Raw genomic sequence first — 19,834 nt, forward strand, 5'->3', positions numbered from 1 at the left:
TAATTGCCGACATGGGTCGGCAAGAACGCGGGAGTCGGTATGGTGCGAAGGTGGATGAGCAGTGGGCCATCGAAAAGCTGGAGTGGTGGATCCAGACAGCGCGGAGATCTCGCGCCCAGTCGCAGGGAAAGACCTTCGGTTTCACCTACGACACGTACCCCGACTATCAGGCCCTTAGAGATGCGTCAGCACAGACACTCGCGATCATTGCGCGGGTACTGAACCGCAACGATGTCCCTAATCTGCTGCGGCGATCGGATAACGCATACTGGGTGGACGGTGGCATAGAGTTCGCGGAACACGCCCTGGCGGTCTTGAAGACACGAGGCGAGACGCGAGAGAAGCTGGGCACGAACGCTCCCACGATGAAAGCGGATGCACTGCATCCAACGATCTGGCATGCCGCGTCAGGACGCTGGGAGTCCGGCCACTACTCGGATGCCGTCCAGCGGGCCGCGACGGCCCTCAGCGGCCAGGTGAAGGATCTGACGGGCCGGTATGAGCTGGGAGATAGCGAGCTGGTGTCGCAGGCGTTCTCGATGTCGCCGCCCCAGGAGGGAAAGCCCCGTCTCCGCTGGCCGGGCAACGACGATGATCTGACGGTGAAGTCCATGCGAGTCGGGATCCTGAACATGGCACAAGGCGTGTTTGCGGCGATCCGGAACACAACGACGCACGCGACGACGGAACTGCCGAAGCAAGAGGCGCTGGAACAGCTCGCCACGCTGAGCATCCTCGCGCGCTGGATCGACCAATGCGAACTAGAGCGGACCGACTGATGGTGATCAACTGGGATTCGTTCATCCCGGACCTCATCGTCGCTATGTTTACGGGCCTCGTGGTCGGTGCAATCCTCGCGTGGACTCAAGCGCGCGCAGCGCGGAAGAGAGAACACCGAGAGATCGAACTTCGATGGGAGGCTTTGCGCCCGCGAGTCGGAGCGCTATTACTGGACCCGTGGGATCGGCGAGTGATGGGAGCGACGCTCACCGAGTTCGCGAGCCGCACCGACGCTTTGCTTGAGCTGGTGGAGGATGTTCCGCTCGGAAGCTGGGCGGAGATCCTGGACAGTGACGAACTTCGAAGCCTGCATGAGTTCTCGAAGGCTGCGACCGAGCTGCGGGGCGCAGCACCCAGGTTCGACAGTTTCCTAATCGACAGAATCTCTAGCTACTTAGTGGACCCCGCGACTGCGGATGTCGCGGAATGGCGTGCCGCACGCGACGCTGCGGAGCTAGTGGCCCCTGTGGCGAACGAGAGGCTGTTCTCCCCTCCCTTGAACCCTTCGGCCGGCAGACGCTTCCGAGACCTTCGATATGACAGTCCAGTGGTGCAGCACGTCGTCGACAATCCGCCGATAACGTACGAAGAAGTTCTGCCAATGGTTGAACGCGCCGAGGCTCATTACTCGGCCTGCACGCGCATCGTGGACGCGGCCATGACACGGTTCTGGTACCACTAGGATTATCTGACGCGCTCCAGCTCGCACCCATCTCGGCGGGCATCAGCTTTCGAGGCGCATACGCGCTAGTGTCGCTCTGCGGCGCGGCCAGAGTGGGACTGGCGGCAGCGTGACCGGGGCGGCGGGTGCGCTGCCAACGAAGACTTGCTCTCGCCGCCTACGTCCTGCCGGAGCTGCTTGCTCTCGATTTCTGGCGCTGCCCGTGGCGGCTGTCTGTTGTCAGTTGTGGCCCCGGTGCGCCGACCCTTGCATGGTCAACATTCCTCGCCCGAGCTATCGTCGCGTCATGGATGTTGCGGAATGGAGTGGGATGGCAGGCGGCGTGGCTGGATTGGTCGGGGGTGGTGTCGCGATATGGCAGGGGATCAGCGCACGAGCTGCTCGCCGTGACGCGGAGGCGGCCAGCGCCGAGGCGGCTGTGCTCGCCGCGGAGGCGAACGCTGCGCTACACCGCATCGCCGCTGCGCAGGAATCGATCGCGACGGTATCGAGGCCCAGTGCGTGGGGGGTGCCTAAGTCGCTCGGGGGCGACGTCTGGGTGATCCGGAACACATCTGGGCGTCCGATCGACTTGGCTACTGTCGAAGTGTCCCCTGAGCGAGCCCAAGCGTTGCTGGAAATCGACGGTGAGCTTCCCCGCCAGTTCCCGTCTGGTGACCTGCTGGAGTTCGCTGCTCGTGCCCGCAACGGCCTCAGCATCCGAACCTTCACGCTCGTGTGGCACTTTGCCGACGAGCCGGAGAGTGAGACACACAGCTCCGTGCGCACCCTGCACTAAGCCTCGTGCGTGCGATATCACGCGGTGTCCTTGGCCACGAGTAGAGTGCCGTTCCTAGACGAAGGGAGGGCCCGGTGAACTTCAAAATGAACCCCGACTTCCCCCGCCAGATCCAAGAGCAAGTAAACAAGCTGAAGGCGGTTCTAGGCGGAGTCTCCACTGAGTACGCAGGCCAGAACGTTGAAGTCGTCAGAGATGCGCTCCGGACCAGATGGCACGCTGTCGGTAACGGTGCGAGAGTTACGGACCCGGAGCTGACTAACGTGGCAACGAGGATCAGCCTCGGCAAGCGCGTTTGGCTGGAGGACGACGGCAAGGTTATGTCTGAAGACTAGGCGGCCATGTCGCCTGGCAAACCAGCTGATGTTGCCAGCCATGGCGCCCTTCGGGACTTGCCTGCCCGCCTGGGCGATCACGCGGCTAGCCCTCTCGCGGCTTGTCGTGCCCGGGATAGGGAGGCGGATGCGCCACTTGCCGCTCGGGAGTTGCTTCGCTTTCTCCATGGGAATCCTTCCGTTTGACTGCTGTACGTCGCAGGTAGACGGGTCAGCAACCCTCTGGAAGCGGAGCGACTTTGGACACGGGTGTCTACAGACGCCGGGTTTGGCCTAGAGCCGACTGGGAAACATGAGAATCAGACTCGTTCCCGATTGGGCGTTGAGCCCTGCTGCGGCCTGCTCTCGCCCCTACGCTGGGTGCCGTGCATGATCACGCTCCCGGCATCCGTGGTGCGAGCAACCGTCGGCTGCTGACGGCCTCGCTCACGATCACCTCGGTGGTTCTCGTCGTTCAGGTGGTCGGCGCGTTCCTGAGCGGTTCGCTTGCCCTGCTCGCCGACTCCGTCCACATGCTCACGGACACGGCAGCCCTCGTGATCGCGCTGATCGCGAGCATCGTCGCGGCCCGGCCGGCTACCGATCGGCAGACCTACGGTTACCAGCGTGCCGAGGTGTTCGGGGCACTGATCAACGCCGTGCTGCTGATCGGTCTGTCGGTGTGGATCGTCGTCGAGGCGATTCAGCGCTTGCTCGATCCGGGAGAGGCCGAGGTGCGCGGCGGGATCATGCTGATCGTCTCGGTCGTCGGACTTCTCGCCAACGCCGCGGCGATGTGGCTGCTCTCTGCCGCGCAGCGCACGAGCATCAATGTCCGCGGCGCGTACCTCGAGGTCCTCGGCGACCTTCTGGGGTCGGCGCTGGTCATCGTCGCCGCGATCGTCGTGCTGTTGACAGGGTGGCAGGCAGCGGACGCCGTCGCGTCGCTGCTGATCGCGGCGCTGATCGTGCCGCGCGCGGTCGGGCTGCTGCGCGAGGTGTTCCATGTGCTGTCGGAGTCGGCGCCGAAGGGTACGCATGTCGCCGAGATCCGCGAGCACATCCTCTCGGCAGCGGACGTCGTCGCGGTGCACGACATCCACGTGTGGCAGCTGACCCGCGGAGCTCCGGTCTTCACCGCCCACGTCGTCATCGACCCGGATGCCATCGCCGCGGGGCGGTCGGGCGAGATCCTCTCGCGCCTGCAGACGTGCCTTGCCTCACACTTCGACGTCGAGCACTCGACCTTCCAACTCGAGCCCGCCGGCCACGTCGAGTCGGGTGACGCCACGCACGCCTAGGGGCCGTCCTCCAACACCACGTCCTCGGGGGAACGATCGGGACGGAGGCCGCGCCAGCGAGCGTGGCGCAGGATGCCGCCGGGGGTGAACTCCGCGAACTCGACCTCACCGACGAGCTCCGGCCTCACCCAGATCGCATCGCTCGCGTCGGCTGCGGGCACGCCGACGAACGGATTCTCGTCGGTCCCGAGAGGTGCGAGCAGGCGCCCGAGGGTCGCAAGCGCGGCATCCGAGAAGCCCGTCCCGACGCGTCCCGCATACTGCAAGCCATCCGGGCCTGGGATGCCGACCAGGAGCGACCCGATCGCCCCTGACCTGCCACCCTGGCCGGGCCGGACGCCGCCGATGACGACATCCTGGGTGCGGGTCAGCTTGATCTTGAGCCAGTCGGGGGAGCGCTCGCCCGGCCGGTAACGCGAGCCGGGGTTCTTGACGACCACCCCTTCGAGGTCGGCCTCGCGTGCGGCGTCGAGTGTCGCATCCAGGTCATCGAAGACCGGCGGGACGGCGACACGCTCGCCCGCCCCGTCGGCAAGACGCTCCAGCAGCGCGCGGCGATCACGCAGCGGCAACGCCGTCGCATCCCGCCCGTCGATCTGCAGCAGATCGAACAGGTAGTACCTCACCGGCGTGCGCGCGGCTTCGCGGACGATCTCGGCCGGATTCGCGAGGTTCATCCGCTTCTGCAGCAGCGGAAAGCTTGGCCTGCCCTTCTCGTCCAGCGCGACGATCTCGCCGTCGACGACGCACGGCGCCACGCCCAGCCCCGCATCCTGCAGGTCCGGATAGGTAGCCGTCAGGTCGTTGCCGCTGCGGGCGCGCAGGGTGAGGGTGCTCCCGTCCCAGGTCCCGACAGCACGGATGCCGTCCCACTTCATCTCCACCCAGGGCTCGCCGCCCCAGCGGGCGATCGCCCCGGCGGCGAGCCCCGGCGTCGACAGGGATGCCAGCATCGGGGCGACACCCCCGGCATGCTGGGGGGACTCGCGCGGTTCGGGAATTGCGCGGGGGGCGGGGTTCTTCGCCGTCGGCGCGTCCTTCATCCGGTGGAGGAGCCACTGCGACTTCTCGCCGTCGCCGGCGGTGCGGATGAGCGCGAAGCGCGCGTCATCCATCGCGCCACCCGGGGTGCCGTGAGCGCGGAAGATGACCTCGTCGGCGCGCCATTTCTCGGTTTCGTAGGTGCCCGTGTCCCACACCGTCATGGTTCCGGCACCGTACTCGCCCTTCGGGATCGTGCCGTGAAAGGTCAGGTACTCGATCGGGTGATCCTCGGTCATCACGGCGAGGTTGTTGCGGTTAGGAGTCTCGGGGATGCCGCGCGGCACCGCCCAGCTCACCAGCACGCCGTCCCGCTCTAGGCGCAGGTCGAAGTGCAGACGCGACGCGTGATGTTCCTGCACGACAAAGCGCGCGGGCTCGCCCTCACCGCGCACGGTCGGTCGGGCACCGGCATCCGGAGCCGGCTCCGGCGTTCTCGCAGCATCGCGCTTCTCGCGGTAGCGATCCAACGAAGCGGCAGTCGACGCACCGAAGAACGGTGCCATCCCCGCTGCCGCACGCTCGAGAACCTCCGAGAAGAGCAGTTGCCGCAGATCCGGTTCGGCGAGCTCATCCCAGGTGCGCGGCGCTGCCACGGTGGGGTGCTCGCGCCCCCGCAGAGAATACGGGCTGATCGTGGTCTTCTTGCCGTTGTTCTGGCTCCAGTCCAAGAAGACTTTTCCCGCACGCACCGCCTTGGACATGGAACTCACAACCAGATCCGGATGATCCGCCTCGAGCGCCCGAGCCAGCTCACGCGCCAGGTTCGAGGCGGCCTCGCTCGTGAGCGTGCCGGGTAGCGGTGCGTAGAGATGGATGCCTTTGCTGCCGCTGGTGACGGGCACGGGTTCCAGCGACATCCCGCGCAGGATCTCCCGTACGAGCCGCGCGACCTCGGCGCACTCGGCCAGCCCCACACCCGGTCCCGGATCGAGGTCCAGGACCAGGCGGTCCGGGTTCGCGGGGGAGCCATCCGACGCGAAGCGCCATTGGGGCACGTGGAGTTCGAGGCTCGCGACCTGCCCAAGCCAGACGAGCGCCGCCTGCGAATCGACGAGCGGATACGTCTTCGTTCCGGAGGAGTGCTCGATCGGCATCCGGGGGAGCCACTCGGGAGCGCCGCGCTCGAGATCCTTCGTGAAGAACGACATTCCCGGATGCCGCGCGTCGCCCACACCGTCGGGCCATCGCTTTCGTGTCACGGGGCGCCGCGCCAGCAGCGGCAGGATCGTCGGGGCGATGCGGCTGTAGTAGTCGATCACCTCGCGCTTGGTGGTGCCCGTTGCCGGATACAGCACCTTGTCGAGGTTGGTGAGGCGCAACCGGTGCCCCTGCACCTGCACAGTCTGCTCCCGACCCGCCATGGGCCCAGGCTAGCCCGCGGTGCCTGAGACGGGTCGGATGCTGGCACTGGGCGCCGCGAACGTGTGTACTGGTGTGATGAGGTCCATCTGGAAGGGCGCGTTGACGTTCGGACTGGTCAACGTTCCGGTGAAGGTCTATGCCGCCACTGAGGACCACGACGTGTCGCTGCATCAGGTCCATGCCGCCGACGGGGGTCGCATCCGCTATCAGCGCGTGTGCGAACTCGACGGTGAGGTCGTGCCCTACAGCGAGATCGACCGAGCCTACGACGATGGCGAGAAGACCGTCATCTTGACGAAAGAGGACTTCGCGGCGCTTCCCTCCGAACGCAGCCGCGAAATCGAGGTCGTCGAGTTCGTCCCGACCGAGCAGGTCGACGTCCTGACGCTCGACAAGGCGTACTACCTCGAACCGGACTCGAAGTCGCCCAAGGCCTACGTGCTGCTGCGCAAGACACTGGAGCAGACCGACCGCACCGCGATCGTGCGGTTCTCGCTGCGCCAGAAGACACGGCTGGCGGCGCTTCGCGTGCGCGGAGACGTGCTCGTTCTGCAAACCCTGTTGTGGGCAGACGAGGTGCGGGAAGCAGCCTTCCCCTCCCTCAGCGAGTCGGTGAAGATCTCCGACAAGGAGCTCGAGCTGTCGGCATCCCTCGTCGAGAGCTTCTCGGGCGATTTCGACCCCGCCGACTTCGTCGACGAGTACCAGCAGGAGCTGCGGACCCTCATCGAGGCCAAGCTCGAGAAGGGGGATGCGCTCGACACCTCCGAGACGTTCGGTGAGCAGCCCGAAGACCACGGTGGCGAAGTCATCGACCTCATGGAGGCGCTGCGCGCCAGTGTCGAACGCTCGCGAGCCGCACGCGAGAAGAAGTCCGGTTAGTCAGGACGAACCGGGAAAGGCCGCGGCGAACAGCGCGTTCGCATCGGCGGTGAGCGCCTCGGTCTGCGCGCGTAGCTCCGCCGCCTGGACTTCTTGCTCGATGATGGCAGGTTCCCGTGCGGCGAGGTCAGCGGCCAATCCGTCGAGTTCGTCGGCTCGGAAGCGCAGGTACTCTTCCCACGACGTCTGACGGCGCTCGCCCGCGAACGTCGTGAACGTCACGACGTACGATCCGCGCTCGGCCTCCGGTGTCGCCTCGAACTGGGCGAGATCACTGCTGTACCGGGTCAGCGCCTGGTCGTACCAGCTCTGGTCGGCGTTCCACTGCGCGCGTGCCTGCCCGGCCGCGGTCTCGGCCTCGGCGACCCGAGACCACGCGGCCTCGACGTCGGCCCGCACGCCGTCGAGCACGGCGATCGACGCCGCGTGCACCGCGACGAGGGCCGAGCGGTCGGCAAAGGTCTCGGAGTAGAGCGCCTCAAGCTCGGGCGTGAATCCGCCGTCGAACTCCACCTGTGAGCCCAGGTAGGCGAAGAGCTCGTTGCCGCGACGTGATTCGTCTGCGCCCACCGACGCCTCGATCTGTGCGAGCACCGGATCACCTTCGGGGATTCTTGCTGCTTCGGCGGCGACGAGCGCATCGACCTCCCGCTGCTGGTCAGGGCTCATGCGGCCGTAAACGGCGTGGAGCAGTTCGTGCGCGGCGAATGTCACCGTGAAGCCCGTGAGGCGTTCGTCGCCCGGCTCGAAGAGGTACATGCGATCTGTGCTCGGCCGGTAGCAGCCGAGGGTCACCGCGCCGCCTTCTGCCTCGCCGCCCTGCGATGGAGAGGGGGACGGATCGGGCTCACCGCCGTGCCCTCGTTCGCACAGGGTCAGGATGTCGTCGCCGACCAGCTCTGGTTCGGTGCGATAGAACACCTCACGCCCCGAATCCGTTAGTGACATCTGAGCGGCGAGCGCCGCTACTGCGGCTGACGGCTCGCGCACAGGTCCCCAGTCGCCGGGCAGATCGAGCGTCTGCGCAACCCACCCCTGAGCGGGCAGCAGCCAGCCGCGCACCGGTTCAGGCAGGTGCTGAGCGAACATCACGCTCGCGCCGAGTGCGATCGCAACGACGAGCGCGCCTAGCGCAACCCACCATCCGGTGGCGCTGCGCCGCCGGGTCGGCGGATCCGACGGATGATCGTCGCCCGCCGGATCCGGTTCGTCAAAGAGGGTCATCGGGTCTCCGTAGGTGTGCGCTACGAACAGTAGCGGGCAGAGGATGGAGATCGCTGATGCTGATGGTGTCGGCATCCGTTCGTCTCGCATCGCTATCATCTGGGCGACTCGACATGACTGAACCGATGAACCACTCACCCGACCCGCCAGTGCGCTCTGGAATCGGTGGCACGCTCGGCCTGCTTGCAGCGATTCTTGTGATTGCCGGGACGCTCGTCTGGGTCGTGATGAACGTCTCTGCGGCGGTGTCAGCCCCCGAGGAGGGCCGCGCATCGGTCGCGCCGCCCGCCGTGGCGCCAGAACCGCCTGCCTCGGACGCGGATGCTGCGGCAGACGCGGTGCACGATGCAGCGCCCTCGGGCCCAGCGTCCTCGAGCCCCCTGCCCGATCCAGCCTGGGTAGCGCGGGTGGCCTCAGCTACCGGCATCCCGGAGCGGGCCATGGCCGCCTACGCATCAGCAGCGCTCGCGATCTCGACGATGCAACCCGGCTGCGGGCTGGGGTGGAACACGATCGCCGCGATCGGATCGGTGGAGTCCGACCACGGGCGCCACGGGGGAGCGGTGCTCGGCACAGACGGATTCCCCGAGCCCGCCGTTCGGGGTGCCGCGCTGGACGGGAACGGGGTTCAGGCGATCCCCGACACCGATGGTGGGCGGTGGGATGCCGACACGGTGTGGGATCGGGCGGTGGGACCCATGCAGTTCATTCCCTCGACGTGGGCGCGCTGGGGCTCAGACGGCAACGGCGACGGTGACTCCAATCCGAACCAGATCGACGACGCCGCGCTCGCCGCGGCTCGCTATCTGTGCGCCTCCGGATCGGTTGCGGCCGCCGACGCGTGGCGGGCCGCGGTGTTCAGCTACAACAACCTGGACAGCTACGTCGATGACGTGGCGCGGCGCGCGAACGACTACGCGACGCGCGCCGGTTGAGGATGACCTTACTGAGAGTCCTCGGGGCGGTGCTCGAACACGTCGGGCTCCAGAGCCAGGTCGCGCGCTTCGGCGGCATCGGTCTCGAGCTTCCCGCCCGACGCAGCCTCCTTCCGAGACTTCCACTTCTCACTGAAGTAGTGGTACGCGACGACCAGGGCTGTGCCACCGACCGCGACCAGCAGGATGATGTCGATGTACTCGGTGACGAGGTCACGCACCCACGGGATGTAGGCGATGAGGTAGCCGACCATGGTGAGGCCGAAGCCCCACAGCAGCGCGCCGATCAGGTTGTAGAGCGTGTACCTGCGCCAGGGCATGTGTCCAACGCCCGCGGCAACGGGGGCGAAGGTGCGCACGATCGGAACGAAACGGGCGAGGATGACGGTGATTCCGCCGAATCGTTCGAAGAACGCGTTGGTGCGCTCGACGTTGCGCTTGCTGAAGATCCCGGACTCCTTGCGCTCGAAGACCGCCGGTCCGCCCTTGTGGCCGATGTAGTAGCCGACCTCCCCACCGATGAAAGCGGCGAGGGCGATCAGCGAACACACGACCCAGATGTTCACGCCGAACACGTCGTTGGTGTGGGTGAGGAGCCCCGAGATGATGAGCAGAGTGTCGCCGGGGAAAAGGAACCCGATCAGCAGGCCGGTTTCGGCGAAGATGATCAGGCACACCACCAGCAGTGCCCATGGGCCTGCCGCGGAAATGATCGTCTCGGGGTCGAGCCAGGGGATGAGAGCCAGTGAGTGCACGAAGGTTCCGTCGGTGTCGGCGGTCAAGGGCGCGGCAGGATGCCTTGCGTGCGGAAGGTGGGACTTGAACCCACACGCCCGAAGGCACAGGAACCTAAATCCTGCGTGTCTGCCAATTTCACCACTCCCGCGGGTGCGATCAGTCTACTGAGGCTCATTTGACGATCTCGACGTTTGCTCTCAGCGCCGACCTCGGGGTCCGGATTCAGAGAGCCGCCACTGCGACCTCGACCCCTTGCGCTGGCCGCTCCACCGCGACAGGGTGTGCAGTAATACTGCACCAGGCAGTGTCGCTTGGCGAGAGGAAACGATGGTGACGACCGAACAGGTACAGCAGTGGCTGGATGACTACCGCACGGCGTGGGAGACGCGAGACGCGGATGCCGCGGCGGTGCTGTTCACGGATGATGCGACGTACCGCGAGCAGCCGTACGAGGAGCCGTACCGCGGGCGCGAGGGCGTGCACGCCTATTGGACGCGCGTCACAGCGACGCAGTCAGATGTCAGTTTCCGCACGGGGAGAGTGGTGACCGCCGGTTCAAATGCGGCTGTCGAGTGGTGGGTCACGTTGCGCAATGACGGAGCCGAGGCGACGCTCGCGGGGGAGTTCTTCCTGGAGTTCAACGAGGGCGGCCTCGTGCGTCACTTGCGCGAGTACTGGCACTTCGCTCCTGGGCACATCGAGCCGCCGACGGGTTGGGGGCAGTAGGTCGCGGGGCTGGCAACGGATTGGTCACGGTCGCGTACCCGTCGTTCGGAACCCTTGCGTTAAGTGTGGCGACACGGCAGAGTGTACGCCAGCACTGAACACTGTCCAGGCCGGCTTTCGGGAGAGAGCCGCAGGGCCGCCCACCGTGTACCCGATTTCAAAGGAGAAGTCATGCCACTCAGCACAGCTATTCCACGGCGAAGAGGGGTTCTCGCCGGTGCGGGGATCGCCGTCGCAGCCCTCGCCCTCGCAGCGTGTTCGTCGGGCAGCACCGACGCATCGGGCTCGGGAGAGACATCGGCCCCCAGTGACGAGCCGTTGCAGATCGCATACATCTCGTTCGCTGTTGCGAACACGTACGACGAGCCGATGCTGGCTGCAGCGCAGAAGTCGCCGCGGCAAACAACGCCGAGATCACCGTGTTCGATGGAAACCTCGATCCGGCTACCCAGGCAACCCTCATCGAAGCCGTCATCGCATCTGGCGACTACGACGGCATGATCGTCCAGCCCATCTACGGCCCCGCGATCATGGATGTCGTGGCCGAGGCGATAGATGCCGGGCTCACCGTGGTCAACATCGACCAGATCCTCGGCGAGGACTTCACCTCCGGCGCTACCCAGTTGCCGGGACTGGCCTCGAACATCGTGTTCGTGCCGACGATCCTCGGCCAGAAGCTCGGCGAGCAGACCGTCGAGGCCTGCGCGTCGATGAACCTCGACCCGTGCAACGTCGCGTATCTGCACGACCTGAAGACCTCGAGCGTGAGCATCGCGCTGTGGGATGCCTTCAGCGAGGCAACCGCGGGAACTCCCGTGACTGTCGTCGCCGAGGGGGAGACGTTCTGGAACCCGGCAGCGGCGCAGACCGCGGTGGCCGACATCCTGACCGCGAACCCCGACATCGATGCGATCGTCACCTCGGACCAGGGGCTGCAGGGCGCGGTTCTGGCGATCGGAGATTCGGGAGCCGCCGTCGGCGATTACCTGCTCGTCGGGTACGGCGGCTCGCAGTGGGCCCTCGACGCGATTTCGGAAGGCATCGTGTACTCCGACGTCATCATGGCTCCTGCCACGACCGGTCGCCTGGGAATGGAAGCGATGATCGCGGCGCTGCGCGACGGCAACGACATGGGAGATGTCGACCCGTTCGCCGACTTCCCCAACAACGGGGTCATGACCCCCGACACGGTTGACCAGTTCACTGGCGAGTGGCCCGGTTGATCCATGCCGCACCAACCGGCTGACGCCGGCGTCCCGCAGCTCACCGTCGAGCTGCGGGACGTCGGCAAGTCCTTCGGCGGTCTGCCCGTCCTCCGCCATGTCGACCTGACGATTCGTCCCGGAACCGTCCACGCCCTGGTCGGCGAGAACGGCGCGGGCAAGTCGACGCTCGCGAAGATCATCGCCGGCCTCTACAGCGCCGACGAGGGGGAGGTGCTCGTCAACGGCGAGCGCGTGAGCTTCGGGTCGCCGCGGGAGGCTCTCGATCACGGCATCGCGACGATCGCTCAGGAGTTGGCGCTCGTTCCGGCCCTGTCGGTCGCCGAGAACGTCTTCCTCGGACGCGAGCCGCGGCGGATCGGGTTCATCGGTCGCAAACGGCTCGGCGCGCAGTACCGGGCACTGAGCGAACGCACCGGGTTCGATCTGCCCGCGGACGTCCCAGTGGGCGCGTTGCGTACGGCCGACCAGCAGAAGGTCGAGATCATGCGTGCCCTCGCGCGGGGCGCGTCGGTCATCATCATGGACGAGCCGACGGCGGCGCTGTCGGGGGCGGATGCCGACCTGCTGCACGCCGTCGTGCGTCAGCTCGCGGCATCTGGGCACACCGTCGTTCTCATCTCGCACTTCCTCAGCGAGGTGCTGGAGCTCGCCGACGACATCACCGTGCTTCGTGACGGTCGCCTCATCCGCACCGGCGCCGCGGCCGACGAGACCGAGGCAAGCCTCATCGAGGCGATGCTCGGCCGGACGCTCGGCGCCGTGTTCCCGGAACAGCCTCCCGCTCCCACGACAGGCGACCCGGTGCTGACCGTGACAGATCTCGTGGCGCCCGGGGTGCGCGGAGTGTCGTTCTCGGTGCGACCTGGCGAAATCGTGGGGCTCGCCGGGCTCGTCGGCGCCGGTCGCAGCGAGATCGTGCACGCCATCTTCGGAGCCGCGGGCCGCCACGGCGGTTCCGTCGAGTTGATGGAACCCGGGCGTGGTGATGGCGAGAAGCGAACTCCGGTGGGCGCGTCGGTTCCAGCCGCGCTCAACGCGGGACTGTTCCTCATTCCCGAGTCCCGTAAGGACCAGGGGCTGGTACTCGGGCGGTCGATCCGCGACAACGTGACCCTGTCGAATCTCGCTGCGTTCGCCCGCGCGGGATGGGTGCGCACTCGTGCCGAACGCGTCGACGCGAAAGCGATGCTCGATCGCGTCACCGTCGCCGGTGATGATCGCCGCAGCGTCTCGAGCCTCTCGGGCGGCAACCAGCAGAAGGTGTTGTTCGCGCGTGCTCTGCAGCGGCCCCGCACCGTGCTCATCGCCGACGAACCGACTCGTGGTGTCGATGTCGGGTCGCGTCGCGCGATCTACGACCTCATCGTTGCCGAAGCATCCCGCGGCATCGGGGTGATCGTCGTCTCATCCGATGTGGAAGAGGTGCTCGGGCTCGCCCATCGCATTCTCGTCATTCGCAGCGGTCGCATCGTCGCGGAGCTCTCGGGTGACGACAGAACTGAAGAAAACGTCCTCACCGCAGCCTTTGCGGATCCGATCATGAGTGGAAAATCATGACCCTGACCACCGGCACCGTGCCCACCCAAGCGCAGCAGAGCGTCCTGTCGCGCATACCGTGGCGATCGGTCGCGATCGTCGTTCCGTTCCTTGCCGTGTTCATCGCTCTCTCGATCGGAAGCCCCGCGTTCCTGTCGTTCCAGAACATCGGCAACGTGCTCGACCGGCAGTCGGGCATCCTGATCATCGCGGCAGCGAGCACCCTGGTGCTGATCGCCGGTGGAATCGACCTCTCGGTCGGTGCCACCTACATGTTCACCGCCGTCGTCTGCGGCACCGTGATCATCAAGGTCGGCGGCACCGAGGGTGCTGTGCTCGGCATCCTCGCGGGAGTGCTGTCGGGCCTTGCCGTCGGCATCATCAACGGCGTCATCAGCACATATCTGCGGATCAACCCGCTGATCGCGACCCTGGCGATGAGCTTCATCATCTTGGGCGCGACCAAACTCGTCTCGCAGGCGGGTAAGGAGGGCATCGGCCAGATCAGGGTCGACGTGCCCGAGTTCACCTGGATCGCCAAGACCGAGCCGCTCGGGATGTCGCTGCCGATCTGGATCGCTCTGGTGGTGGTGGTAGCGCTCGGGATCGTGCTGTGGCATACGACATTCGGGCGCTACGTCTATGCGGCAGGTGGCAACGCCGAAGCGGCGCGACTTGCCGGCATCCGGGTCAACGTCGTTCGGATCGCGACCTTCGCGCTGACCGGTCTCGGGGCGGGGCTTGCGGGAGTGATCGACCTCGCTCGCACGCCCTCGGTGCCCGAGAACGACGCGATCGCGACGACGCTGACCTTCACGGTGCTCGCCGGCATCGTCGTCGGCGGCACCTCGATCCTGGGTGGCGAGGGGGCGGTGTGGCGGACGGTGCTCGGCATCCTGTTCATCGCGATGCTCTACAACGGCTTCACGCTGCTGAAGATCGATCCACTGTTCCAGGGCATCGCGCTGGGCGCCATCATCCTGCTCGCCGTCGGCTTTGACGCCTGGTCGCGGCTACGACGGCGCTGACCGGCGCCGGCGTCAGCGCTTGGGGGCGAAGAAGAAGTAGATCAACGGGCCGATACCGCCGAGCAGGATCACGAACGCCCAGATCGGCTTCTTGCCGTTGAGCTTGTTCTCGGGACGGATATAGAGGTCCCAGAACGCCAGGCCTGCCCAGGCGGCGCGGATGACGCCACCGACCAGTCCGCCGACGATTCCCGTGCCGGTCTTGCGTGCCACGTGGCTCGGCGTCTTGATGGTCATGATCTTCGCCCTCCGGGTCTCTCGTCCGAATGCTCCCGTGCCATTGTGCAACGCGGATCCCGGGCACCGACAGGGGCCTCGCGGGCGGTGGGACCAGTCGCACTGGTGTGCGCGGGCGCGCCTGCCTACGCTCGGGGTGTCGCCATGGCCGCGGCGCGGGAGGTTCGGATGAGGTATCTGCGATGGATTTGGGCATACCCGCTCGTGACGGCTACCACGCTGGTTCTCGTAGCGGTCGGGGTGTTGGTGGCCTCCGGCCTGCCTGACGTGGCCCGGTGGGTCGCGACGATCTGGGTTGCCGGGGTCATCGTCTGGACGCTCGTGGGCATGGTGCGCGACGTCCTGCGCGGGCACGTCGGGCTCGATGTTCTCGCCGTCACCGCGATGATCGCGACCCTCGCGGTCGGGGAGTACCTGGCGGCACTCGTGATCGTTCTGATGCTCGCGGGGGGTGCGGCGCTCGAGGATATCGCCGGCCGGCGTGCGCGCCGGGACCTTCGCGCGCTGCTGGACAGATCACCGCGCACGGCGCACATCGTGACCGGCGGCGGGTCGGGGGCTGTCGAGATCGTGAAGGATGTCCCGGTCGATGAGGTCGCCGTGGGCGACATCCTGTTGGTGCGCCCGGCCGAGATCGTGCCGGTGGATGCCGTGCTGCTGAGCGCGAGCGCGGAGTTCGACGAGTCCTCTCTCACCGGTGAGAGCCTGCCCGTGCAGCGGGACGAGGGCGACGAGGTGTTCTCGGGAGCCGTCAACGGGTCTCGAGCCGTGCAGGTTCGAGCGACGCGACGCAGCGCCGATAGCCAGTACCAGCAGATCGTCGCGCTGGTGCACGCTGCCGAGAGCTCACGGGCTCCGGTTGTGCGGCTCGCTGACCGGTTCGCCGTGCCGTTCACCGCGGTCTCGCTCGTGCTGGCGGGAACCGCGTGGGCGATCTCGGGAGACCCTGTCCGGTTTGCTGAAGTGCTGGTGCTGGCGACCCCGTGTCCGCTCCTGATCGCCGCACCCGTGGCGTTCTTGGCTGGTCTGTCGCGGGCGGCGAAGGCTGGCGTGATCATCAAGAGCGGCGCGGTCATCGAGCAGCTCGCGCGCGTTCGCTCGGCGGCCTTCGACAAGACGGGAACTCTGACGTGGGGTCGCCCGGCTCTCGTTGCCGTGCGGCCGGCGGACGGGTTCACCGCCGACGAGGTGCTGCAGTTCGCGGCCTCAGCGGAGCAGTACTCCACGCATGTGCTAGCAGAGAGCGTGCGCCGCGCCGCCCTCGACCGCGGACTCGCTCTGCTGCCGGCGACTGACGCCTCGGAAGAGGCCACCAATGGTGTAAGTGCCTCGGTGCAGGGGCGACCTGTCACCGTCGGGAAGCCCGCGTATGTCGCGGCGCTCACCGGAACGGCGGCGCAACAGACCCTGGATGCCGGCCAGGCTGCGGCCTACGTTGCGATCGATCGGCGGTTCGCGGGAACGATCATCCTGGCCGACGATCCCCGCCCCGATGCAGCGGGCGTCATCGCGTGGCTTCGGGAGACCGGTGTGGACCGGGTTGCGATCTTCACCGGTGACGTGGGCGCTACCGCGCAGTCGGTTGCGGCGGCGGTCGGTATCGACGAGGTGCACGCCGAGCTTCTGCCCGGCGACAAGGTGGAGCTTGCCGCTGGTCTGCAACCTCGTCCGATGATGATGGTCGGCGACGGGGTGAATGATGCGCCGGTGCTCGCGGCATCCGATATCGGCGTTGCGATGGGCGCACGCGGAGCGACAGCTGCCGGGGATGCGGCGGACGTCGTCATCCTGTTGGATGCCCTCGCCCCGGTTGCCGACGCCGTTGCGATCGCCCGCCATACCCTGCGCGTCGCGCTGACCGCCATCGGTGTGGGGATCGGGCTGAGCATCGCCCTGATGATCGTCGCGATGACAGGGGTCATCCCCGCCGTCGCAGGCGCCCTCATTCAGGAACTCGTGGATGTCGCGACGATCCTGTACGCGCTGCGGGCGCTGGGTGCGCCGAGCGGGATCGGGCGACCCGCCACGTCCCCCGCGGGGTGACCGAGCGCGCCCCTCGCTGTGGATAACTCTCGCGGCGCGGCGCGCGGCCTTGTCAGGATGCACGGGTGACCCTCACCTCGCCCGCGGACCCGACAGTTTCGGTCGTCGCGCGTGTGCGCGAGTCGCTGCGGGCGGCACAGATTGACCCGCAACGCGACCCCGATCGGGCGAGTCAGATCGCAAGGTCGGAAGTGCGCCGGCACAACGATTTCGCGCTGGCCCGCGGCGAGCGGACCCTCGATGACGAGGCCCATCACGTCCGCGACATTCTGGCCCAGCTCTCGGGGTTCGGGCCGCTGCAGGCCTACCTCGATGACCCCGAGGTCGAGGAACTCTGGATCAACGCTCCCGACCGGATCTTCGTCGCGCGCGCCGGCGTCGCGTCCCGGGTCCCGCTCGCGCTGACCGATACGGCGGTGCGAGACCTCGTCGAACGGATGCTGCACGCGACCGGCCGCCGCGTCGATCTCAGCCAGCCCTTCGTCGACGCTTCACTTCCTGACGGGAGCCGCTTGCACGTCGTCATCCCCGACATCACGCGGCGTCACTGGGTCGTGAACATTCGCAAGTTCCTGCCGCGGTACCGGTCGCTGGATGACCTCGTCGCGGCGGGCAGTGTGACGGCGGCGGATGCTGACCTGTTGGCGATCGCGATGCGGGAGGGGCGCAGCATCCTCGTTTCGGGTGCCACCCACGCCGGCAAGACGACGCTGCTTGCGGCGCTGATTGCCGCGTGTGCGCCGTCGCAGCGCATCGTCACGGTAGAGGAGACGTTCGAACTCGCCGTCGAAGCCGCCGATCTGGTCGCGCTGCAAGGGCGTCAGCCGAGCCTCGAAGGGGGAGGGGAGGTGACGCTACGCCGCCTCGTGAAAGAGGCGCTGCGGATGCGGCCAGATCGGCTGGTCATCGGCGAGGTGCGAGACGTCGAGGCTCTCGATCTTGTGCTGGCACTGAATACCGGCGTGCCCGGCGCTGCGACGATCCACGCCAACTCCGCAGCCGATGCACTCCGCAAGCTCTGCTCCCTCCCGCTCTTGGCGGGCCGCAACATCGACAGCGGCTTCGTGGTGCCGGCGGTTGCGGCATCCGTCGACCTCGTCGTCCACTGCCAGCGGGATGCGACCGGCAGACGCCGGGTGACCGAGATCGTCGAGCCGACGGTGATCGAGGATGGCATCATCCAGACCCGGCCCGCAGCCCGGCGGGAACGGCAATCACTGATGCGGAGCAGAGACCGATGATCCTGCTCGTGGGCGTGATGCTCGGCGCAGGAGTGCTGCTGATCATGTCGCCCTGGCTCTGGCCGGCGGGGCGCGGCACTGTGTCGCCGGCGGCACCCTCGGCGCTGACCCGGCTGATCGGCGAGGCAGGCTTCGCGGAGCGGGCGAATTCTCGCAACGTCTTGGCCTCTTCGGCTCTTGTCGGGGCCATCGCCGCCGCACTCGTGTGGCTGGTCTTTCCCACGCTGCCCCTGTGGCTTCTGGCGGGTCTCGTCGGCGCATACGCTCCCATCGCGTGGTTGCAGTCTCGCGCTCGGCGACGCGCCAAAGAGCGCCGAGGCCTCTGGCCCGATGTGTGCGACCTGCTCGTGTCGTCGGTTCGGGCAGGGATGTCGCTCGCCGACGCGGTCGCGAGCCTTGCCGTGTCGGGTCCCGAGCGACTTCGACCCGACTTCGTCAGGTTCGCCCGCGACGTCTCGGCATCCGGGCACCTGGATGCCGCGCTCGCCGGCCTGAAGACCCGCCTCGCAGATCCGATCGCCGACCGCATCGTCGAGACCCTGCGGATGGCGCGGGAGGTCGGCGGTACGGAGCTCGTGCCGACCCTGCGCGCGCTGGGGGCGGCAGTCCGGGCTGATGCGGCGCTGCGTGCCGAGGTCGAGGCGCGTCAGTCGTGGATTCGGGCGGCGGCGGTTCTCGGAGCTGTGGCGCCGTGGGTGATTCTCGGTCTTCTCGCGCTTCGCCCCGAGGCTGCCGCCGCGTACGGCTCGCCCCAGGGAGTCGCGCTGATCATCGGTGGCGCCGTCGTCACCGTCGTCGCGTTCCGGCTCATGGTCCGTGTAGGAAGGCTCGCCGAGCCGCGGAGGTGGTTCGCGTGAACCCCACGGATGGAGCCCTTGCCGTGGTTTTCGGCGGCGCGCTCGCTGGAGGCATCCTCCTCGTCTTCTCCGCGTCGCCACGCTGGCGCGCCCGCGGATTGACGGCGCGCCTTGCCCCGTACCTGCGCGATGTCACGGACGGGGACCCCGGCCGGGCGTTCAGCGCCATCACCGTGCCCGTTCTCGGATCGGCCGCGCCAGCGTGGGATGCCGCCGCGCAGCGACTGTCGAGCATCCGTTCCTCGTGGCAGCGCTCGCGTGCACTTGTCTGGGCGCTGCTGGGAGCGGGAGTGGGAGCTGCCCTCGCGACTGTCGTTGCGCTGACGCAGGGTCCCCATCCAGGCCTGCTCGCACTGCCACTGGTCGGCGCCACCGCTGCTGCGGTAGGCGAGCAGTCGCTCCGACGCGCGGGCGAGAAGGCGCGCGAGCGGCGACTACATGAAGAGCTCCCGGTCGTGCTCGAGTTCCTTGCACTCTGCTTGTCTGCGGGGGAAGGACTGCTCGATGCGCTGCGGCGCGTGGGCAGTCGGGGAACTGGGGAGCTTGCTAGCGGCATCCGGGAGGTCGTCGTGGAGGTCGGCACCGGGTCGGCCTTGACGGACGCCTTGCTCGCCTTCGCTCGCAGGGAAGACAGCCCCGCCCTGTCGCGGGCGATCGATCAGCTCGTGGCGGCGGTGGACCGCGGAACGCCGCTCGCTGATGTGCTGCACGCCCACGCTGCCGACGCGCGGGCGGGGGAGCAACGCGAGCTCATCGAGCAGGCCGGCCGCAAGGAAATCGCGATGCTCGTGCCGCTGGTGTTTCTGATTTTGCCGGTGAGTGTGCTGTTCGCGATCTTCCCCGGCGTCGTGATGCTCGACCTCGGATAAGTGCCTACCAACAGAGAACACCGAACCGAAG

Annotated in this window: 18 protein-coding genes, 1 tRNA gene and 1 pseudogene; 15 read left to right on the forward strand and 5 right to left on the reverse strand. The window is 67.3% G+C overall.

The window, feature by feature from the left end; translation table 11 throughout:
• The first annotated feature begins 50 nt into the window (after positions 1–50).
• From BGO47_RS03420 to BGO47_RS03440, 5 genes are all read left to right on the forward strand, one after another.
• Positions 51–779 carry a TIGR02391 family protein gene (locus tag BGO47_RS03420; protein WP_292708582.1) on the forward strand — a complete coding sequence of 243 codons (729 nt, stop codon included), beginning with the start codon at positions 51–53 and terminating at the stop codon, positions 777–779.
• Positions 779–1,462 carry a hypothetical protein gene (locus BGO47_RS03425; RefSeq protein ID WP_292708585.1) on the forward strand — a complete coding sequence of 228 codons (684 nt, stop codon included), beginning with the start codon at positions 779–781 and terminating at the stop codon, positions 1,460–1,462. Before BGO47_RS03420 ends, BGO47_RS03425 begins: the two co-directional genes overlap by 1 nt.
• 286 nt (positions 1,463–1,748) lie before the next feature.
• Entirely contained in the window at positions 1,749–2,240 is a 492-nt protein-coding gene (locus tag BGO47_RS03430) for a hypothetical protein (RefSeq protein WP_292708587.1), read from the forward strand.
• A gap of 74 nt (positions 2,241–2,314) precedes the next feature.
• Positions 2,315–2,575 (forward strand): hypothetical protein, encoded by a 261-nt coding sequence (locus BGO47_RS03435; RefSeq protein WP_292708589.1) that lies wholly within the window; start codon positions 2,315–2,317, stop codon positions 2,573–2,575.
• 365 nt (positions 2,576–2,940) lie between these two features.
• A complete protein-coding gene (locus BGO47_RS03440; protein WP_292708591.1) occupies positions 2,941–3,855 on the forward strand; it encodes a cation diffusion facilitator family transporter in 915 nt (304 codons plus the stop codon).
• Here BGO47_RS03440 and BGO47_RS03445 read toward each other — a convergent pair.
• A complete protein-coding gene (locus BGO47_RS03445) occupies positions 3,852–6,260 on the reverse strand; it encodes an ATP-dependent DNA ligase (RefSeq protein WP_292708593.1) in 2,409 nt (802 codons plus the stop codon). The two genes, BGO47_RS03440 and BGO47_RS03445, sit on opposite strands and share 4 nt — an antisense overlap.
• Positions 6,261–6,336: 76 nt before the next feature.
• Here BGO47_RS03445 and BGO47_RS03450 point away from each other — a divergent pair.
• Positions 6,337–7,140, forward strand: a pseudogene (locus BGO47_RS03450) (Ku protein); the annotation flags it as partial.
• 3 nt (positions 7,141–7,143) lie between these two features.
• Here BGO47_RS03450 and BGO47_RS03455 read toward each other — a convergent pair.
• Positions 7,144–8,367 carry a hypothetical protein gene (locus tag BGO47_RS03455; protein WP_292708595.1) on the reverse strand — a complete coding sequence of 408 codons (1,224 nt, stop codon included), beginning with the start codon at positions 8,365–8,367 and terminating at the stop codon, positions 7,144–7,146.
• 113 nt (positions 8,368–8,480) lie between these two features.
• On the opposite strand from BGO47_RS03455, the gene BGO47_RS03460 reads away from it, so the two are divergent.
• A complete protein-coding gene (locus tag BGO47_RS03460) occupies positions 8,481–9,302 on the forward strand; it encodes a lytic murein transglycosylase (protein ID WP_292708597.1) in 822 nt (273 codons plus the stop codon).
• An 8-nt stretch (positions 9,303–9,310) separates the two neighbouring features.
• On the opposite strand, the gene BGO47_RS03465 is transcribed toward BGO47_RS03460, so the two are convergent.
• Together BGO47_RS03465 and BGO47_RS03470 are read right to left on the reverse strand one after the other, a co-directional pair.
• Positions 9,311–10,057, reverse strand: coding sequence for a VTT domain-containing protein (locus tag BGO47_RS03465; protein ID WP_292708680.1), 747 nt, complete (start codon positions 10,055–10,057; stop codon positions 9,311–9,313).
• Between the two features lie 49 nt (positions 10,058–10,106).
• Positions 10,107–10,188 (reverse strand) — tRNA-Leu (locus BGO47_RS03470).
• Positions 10,189–10,367: 179 nt separating this feature from the next.
• Here BGO47_RS03470 and BGO47_RS03475 point away from each other — a divergent pair.
• The 4 genes from BGO47_RS03475 to BGO47_RS03490 all read left to right on the forward strand — a co-directional run bounded on the left by BGO47_RS03475 (position 10,368) and on the right by BGO47_RS03490 (position 14,556).
• Positions 10,368–10,766, forward strand: coding sequence for a nuclear transport factor 2 family protein (locus BGO47_RS03475; protein WP_292708599.1), 399 nt, complete (start codon positions 10,368–10,370; stop codon positions 10,764–10,766).
• Positions 10,767–11,095: 329 nt separating this feature from the next.
• On the forward strand, positions 11,096–11,989 hold the full coding sequence (locus BGO47_RS03480) for a sugar ABC transporter substrate-binding protein (protein WP_292708682.1): 894 nt from the start codon (positions 11,096–11,098) through the stop codon (positions 11,987–11,989).
• Positions 11,990–11,992: 3 nt separating this feature from the next.
• Entirely contained in the window at positions 11,993–13,549 is a 1,557-nt protein-coding gene (locus BGO47_RS03485; protein WP_292708601.1) for a sugar ABC transporter ATP-binding protein, read from the forward strand.
• Complete coding sequence (locus tag BGO47_RS03490) at positions 13,546–14,556, forward strand: ABC transporter permease (RefSeq protein ID WP_292708602.1); 1,011 nt, start codon at positions 13,546–13,548, stop codon at positions 14,554–14,556. Before BGO47_RS03485 ends, BGO47_RS03490 begins: the two co-directional genes overlap by 4 nt.
• A gap of 12 nt (positions 14,557–14,568) precedes the next feature.
• Here the strand turns inward: BGO47_RS03490 and BGO47_RS03495 are convergent, their stop codons facing one another.
• Complete coding sequence (locus BGO47_RS03495; RefSeq protein ID WP_292708603.1) at positions 14,569–14,793, reverse strand: PLDc N-terminal domain-containing protein; 225 nt, start codon at positions 14,791–14,793, stop codon at positions 14,569–14,571.
• Positions 14,794–14,961: 168 nt separating this feature from the next.
• Between BGO47_RS03495 and BGO47_RS03500 the strand changes: the two genes are divergently transcribed.
• From BGO47_RS03500 to BGO47_RS03515, 4 genes are all read left to right on the forward strand, one after another.
• Positions 14,962–16,836 (forward strand): heavy metal translocating P-type ATPase, encoded by a 1,875-nt coding sequence (locus BGO47_RS03500; protein ID WP_292708605.1) that lies wholly within the window; start codon positions 14,962–14,964, stop codon positions 16,834–16,836.
• 65 nt (positions 16,837–16,901) lie between these two features.
• Complete coding sequence (locus BGO47_RS03505; RefSeq protein ID WP_292708607.1) at positions 16,902–18,077, forward strand: ATPase, T2SS/T4P/T4SS family; 1,176 nt, start codon at positions 16,902–16,904, stop codon at positions 18,075–18,077.
• A complete protein-coding gene (locus BGO47_RS03510) occupies positions 18,074–18,934 on the forward strand; it encodes a type II secretion system F family protein (RefSeq protein ID WP_292708609.1) in 861 nt (286 codons plus the stop codon). Before BGO47_RS03505 ends, BGO47_RS03510 begins: the two co-directional genes overlap by 4 nt.
• Complete coding sequence (locus BGO47_RS03515; protein WP_292708611.1) at positions 18,931–19,803, forward strand: type II secretion system F family protein; 873 nt, start codon at positions 18,931–18,933, stop codon at positions 19,801–19,803. Before BGO47_RS03510 ends, BGO47_RS03515 begins: the two co-directional genes overlap by 4 nt.
• Positions 19,804–19,834 lie beyond the last annotated feature (31 nt).

The organism is Microbacterium sp. 67-17, from assembly GCF_001898325.1.
Lineage (GTDB): Bacteria > Actinomycetota > Actinomycetes > Actinomycetales > Microbacteriaceae > Microbacterium > Microbacterium schleiferi.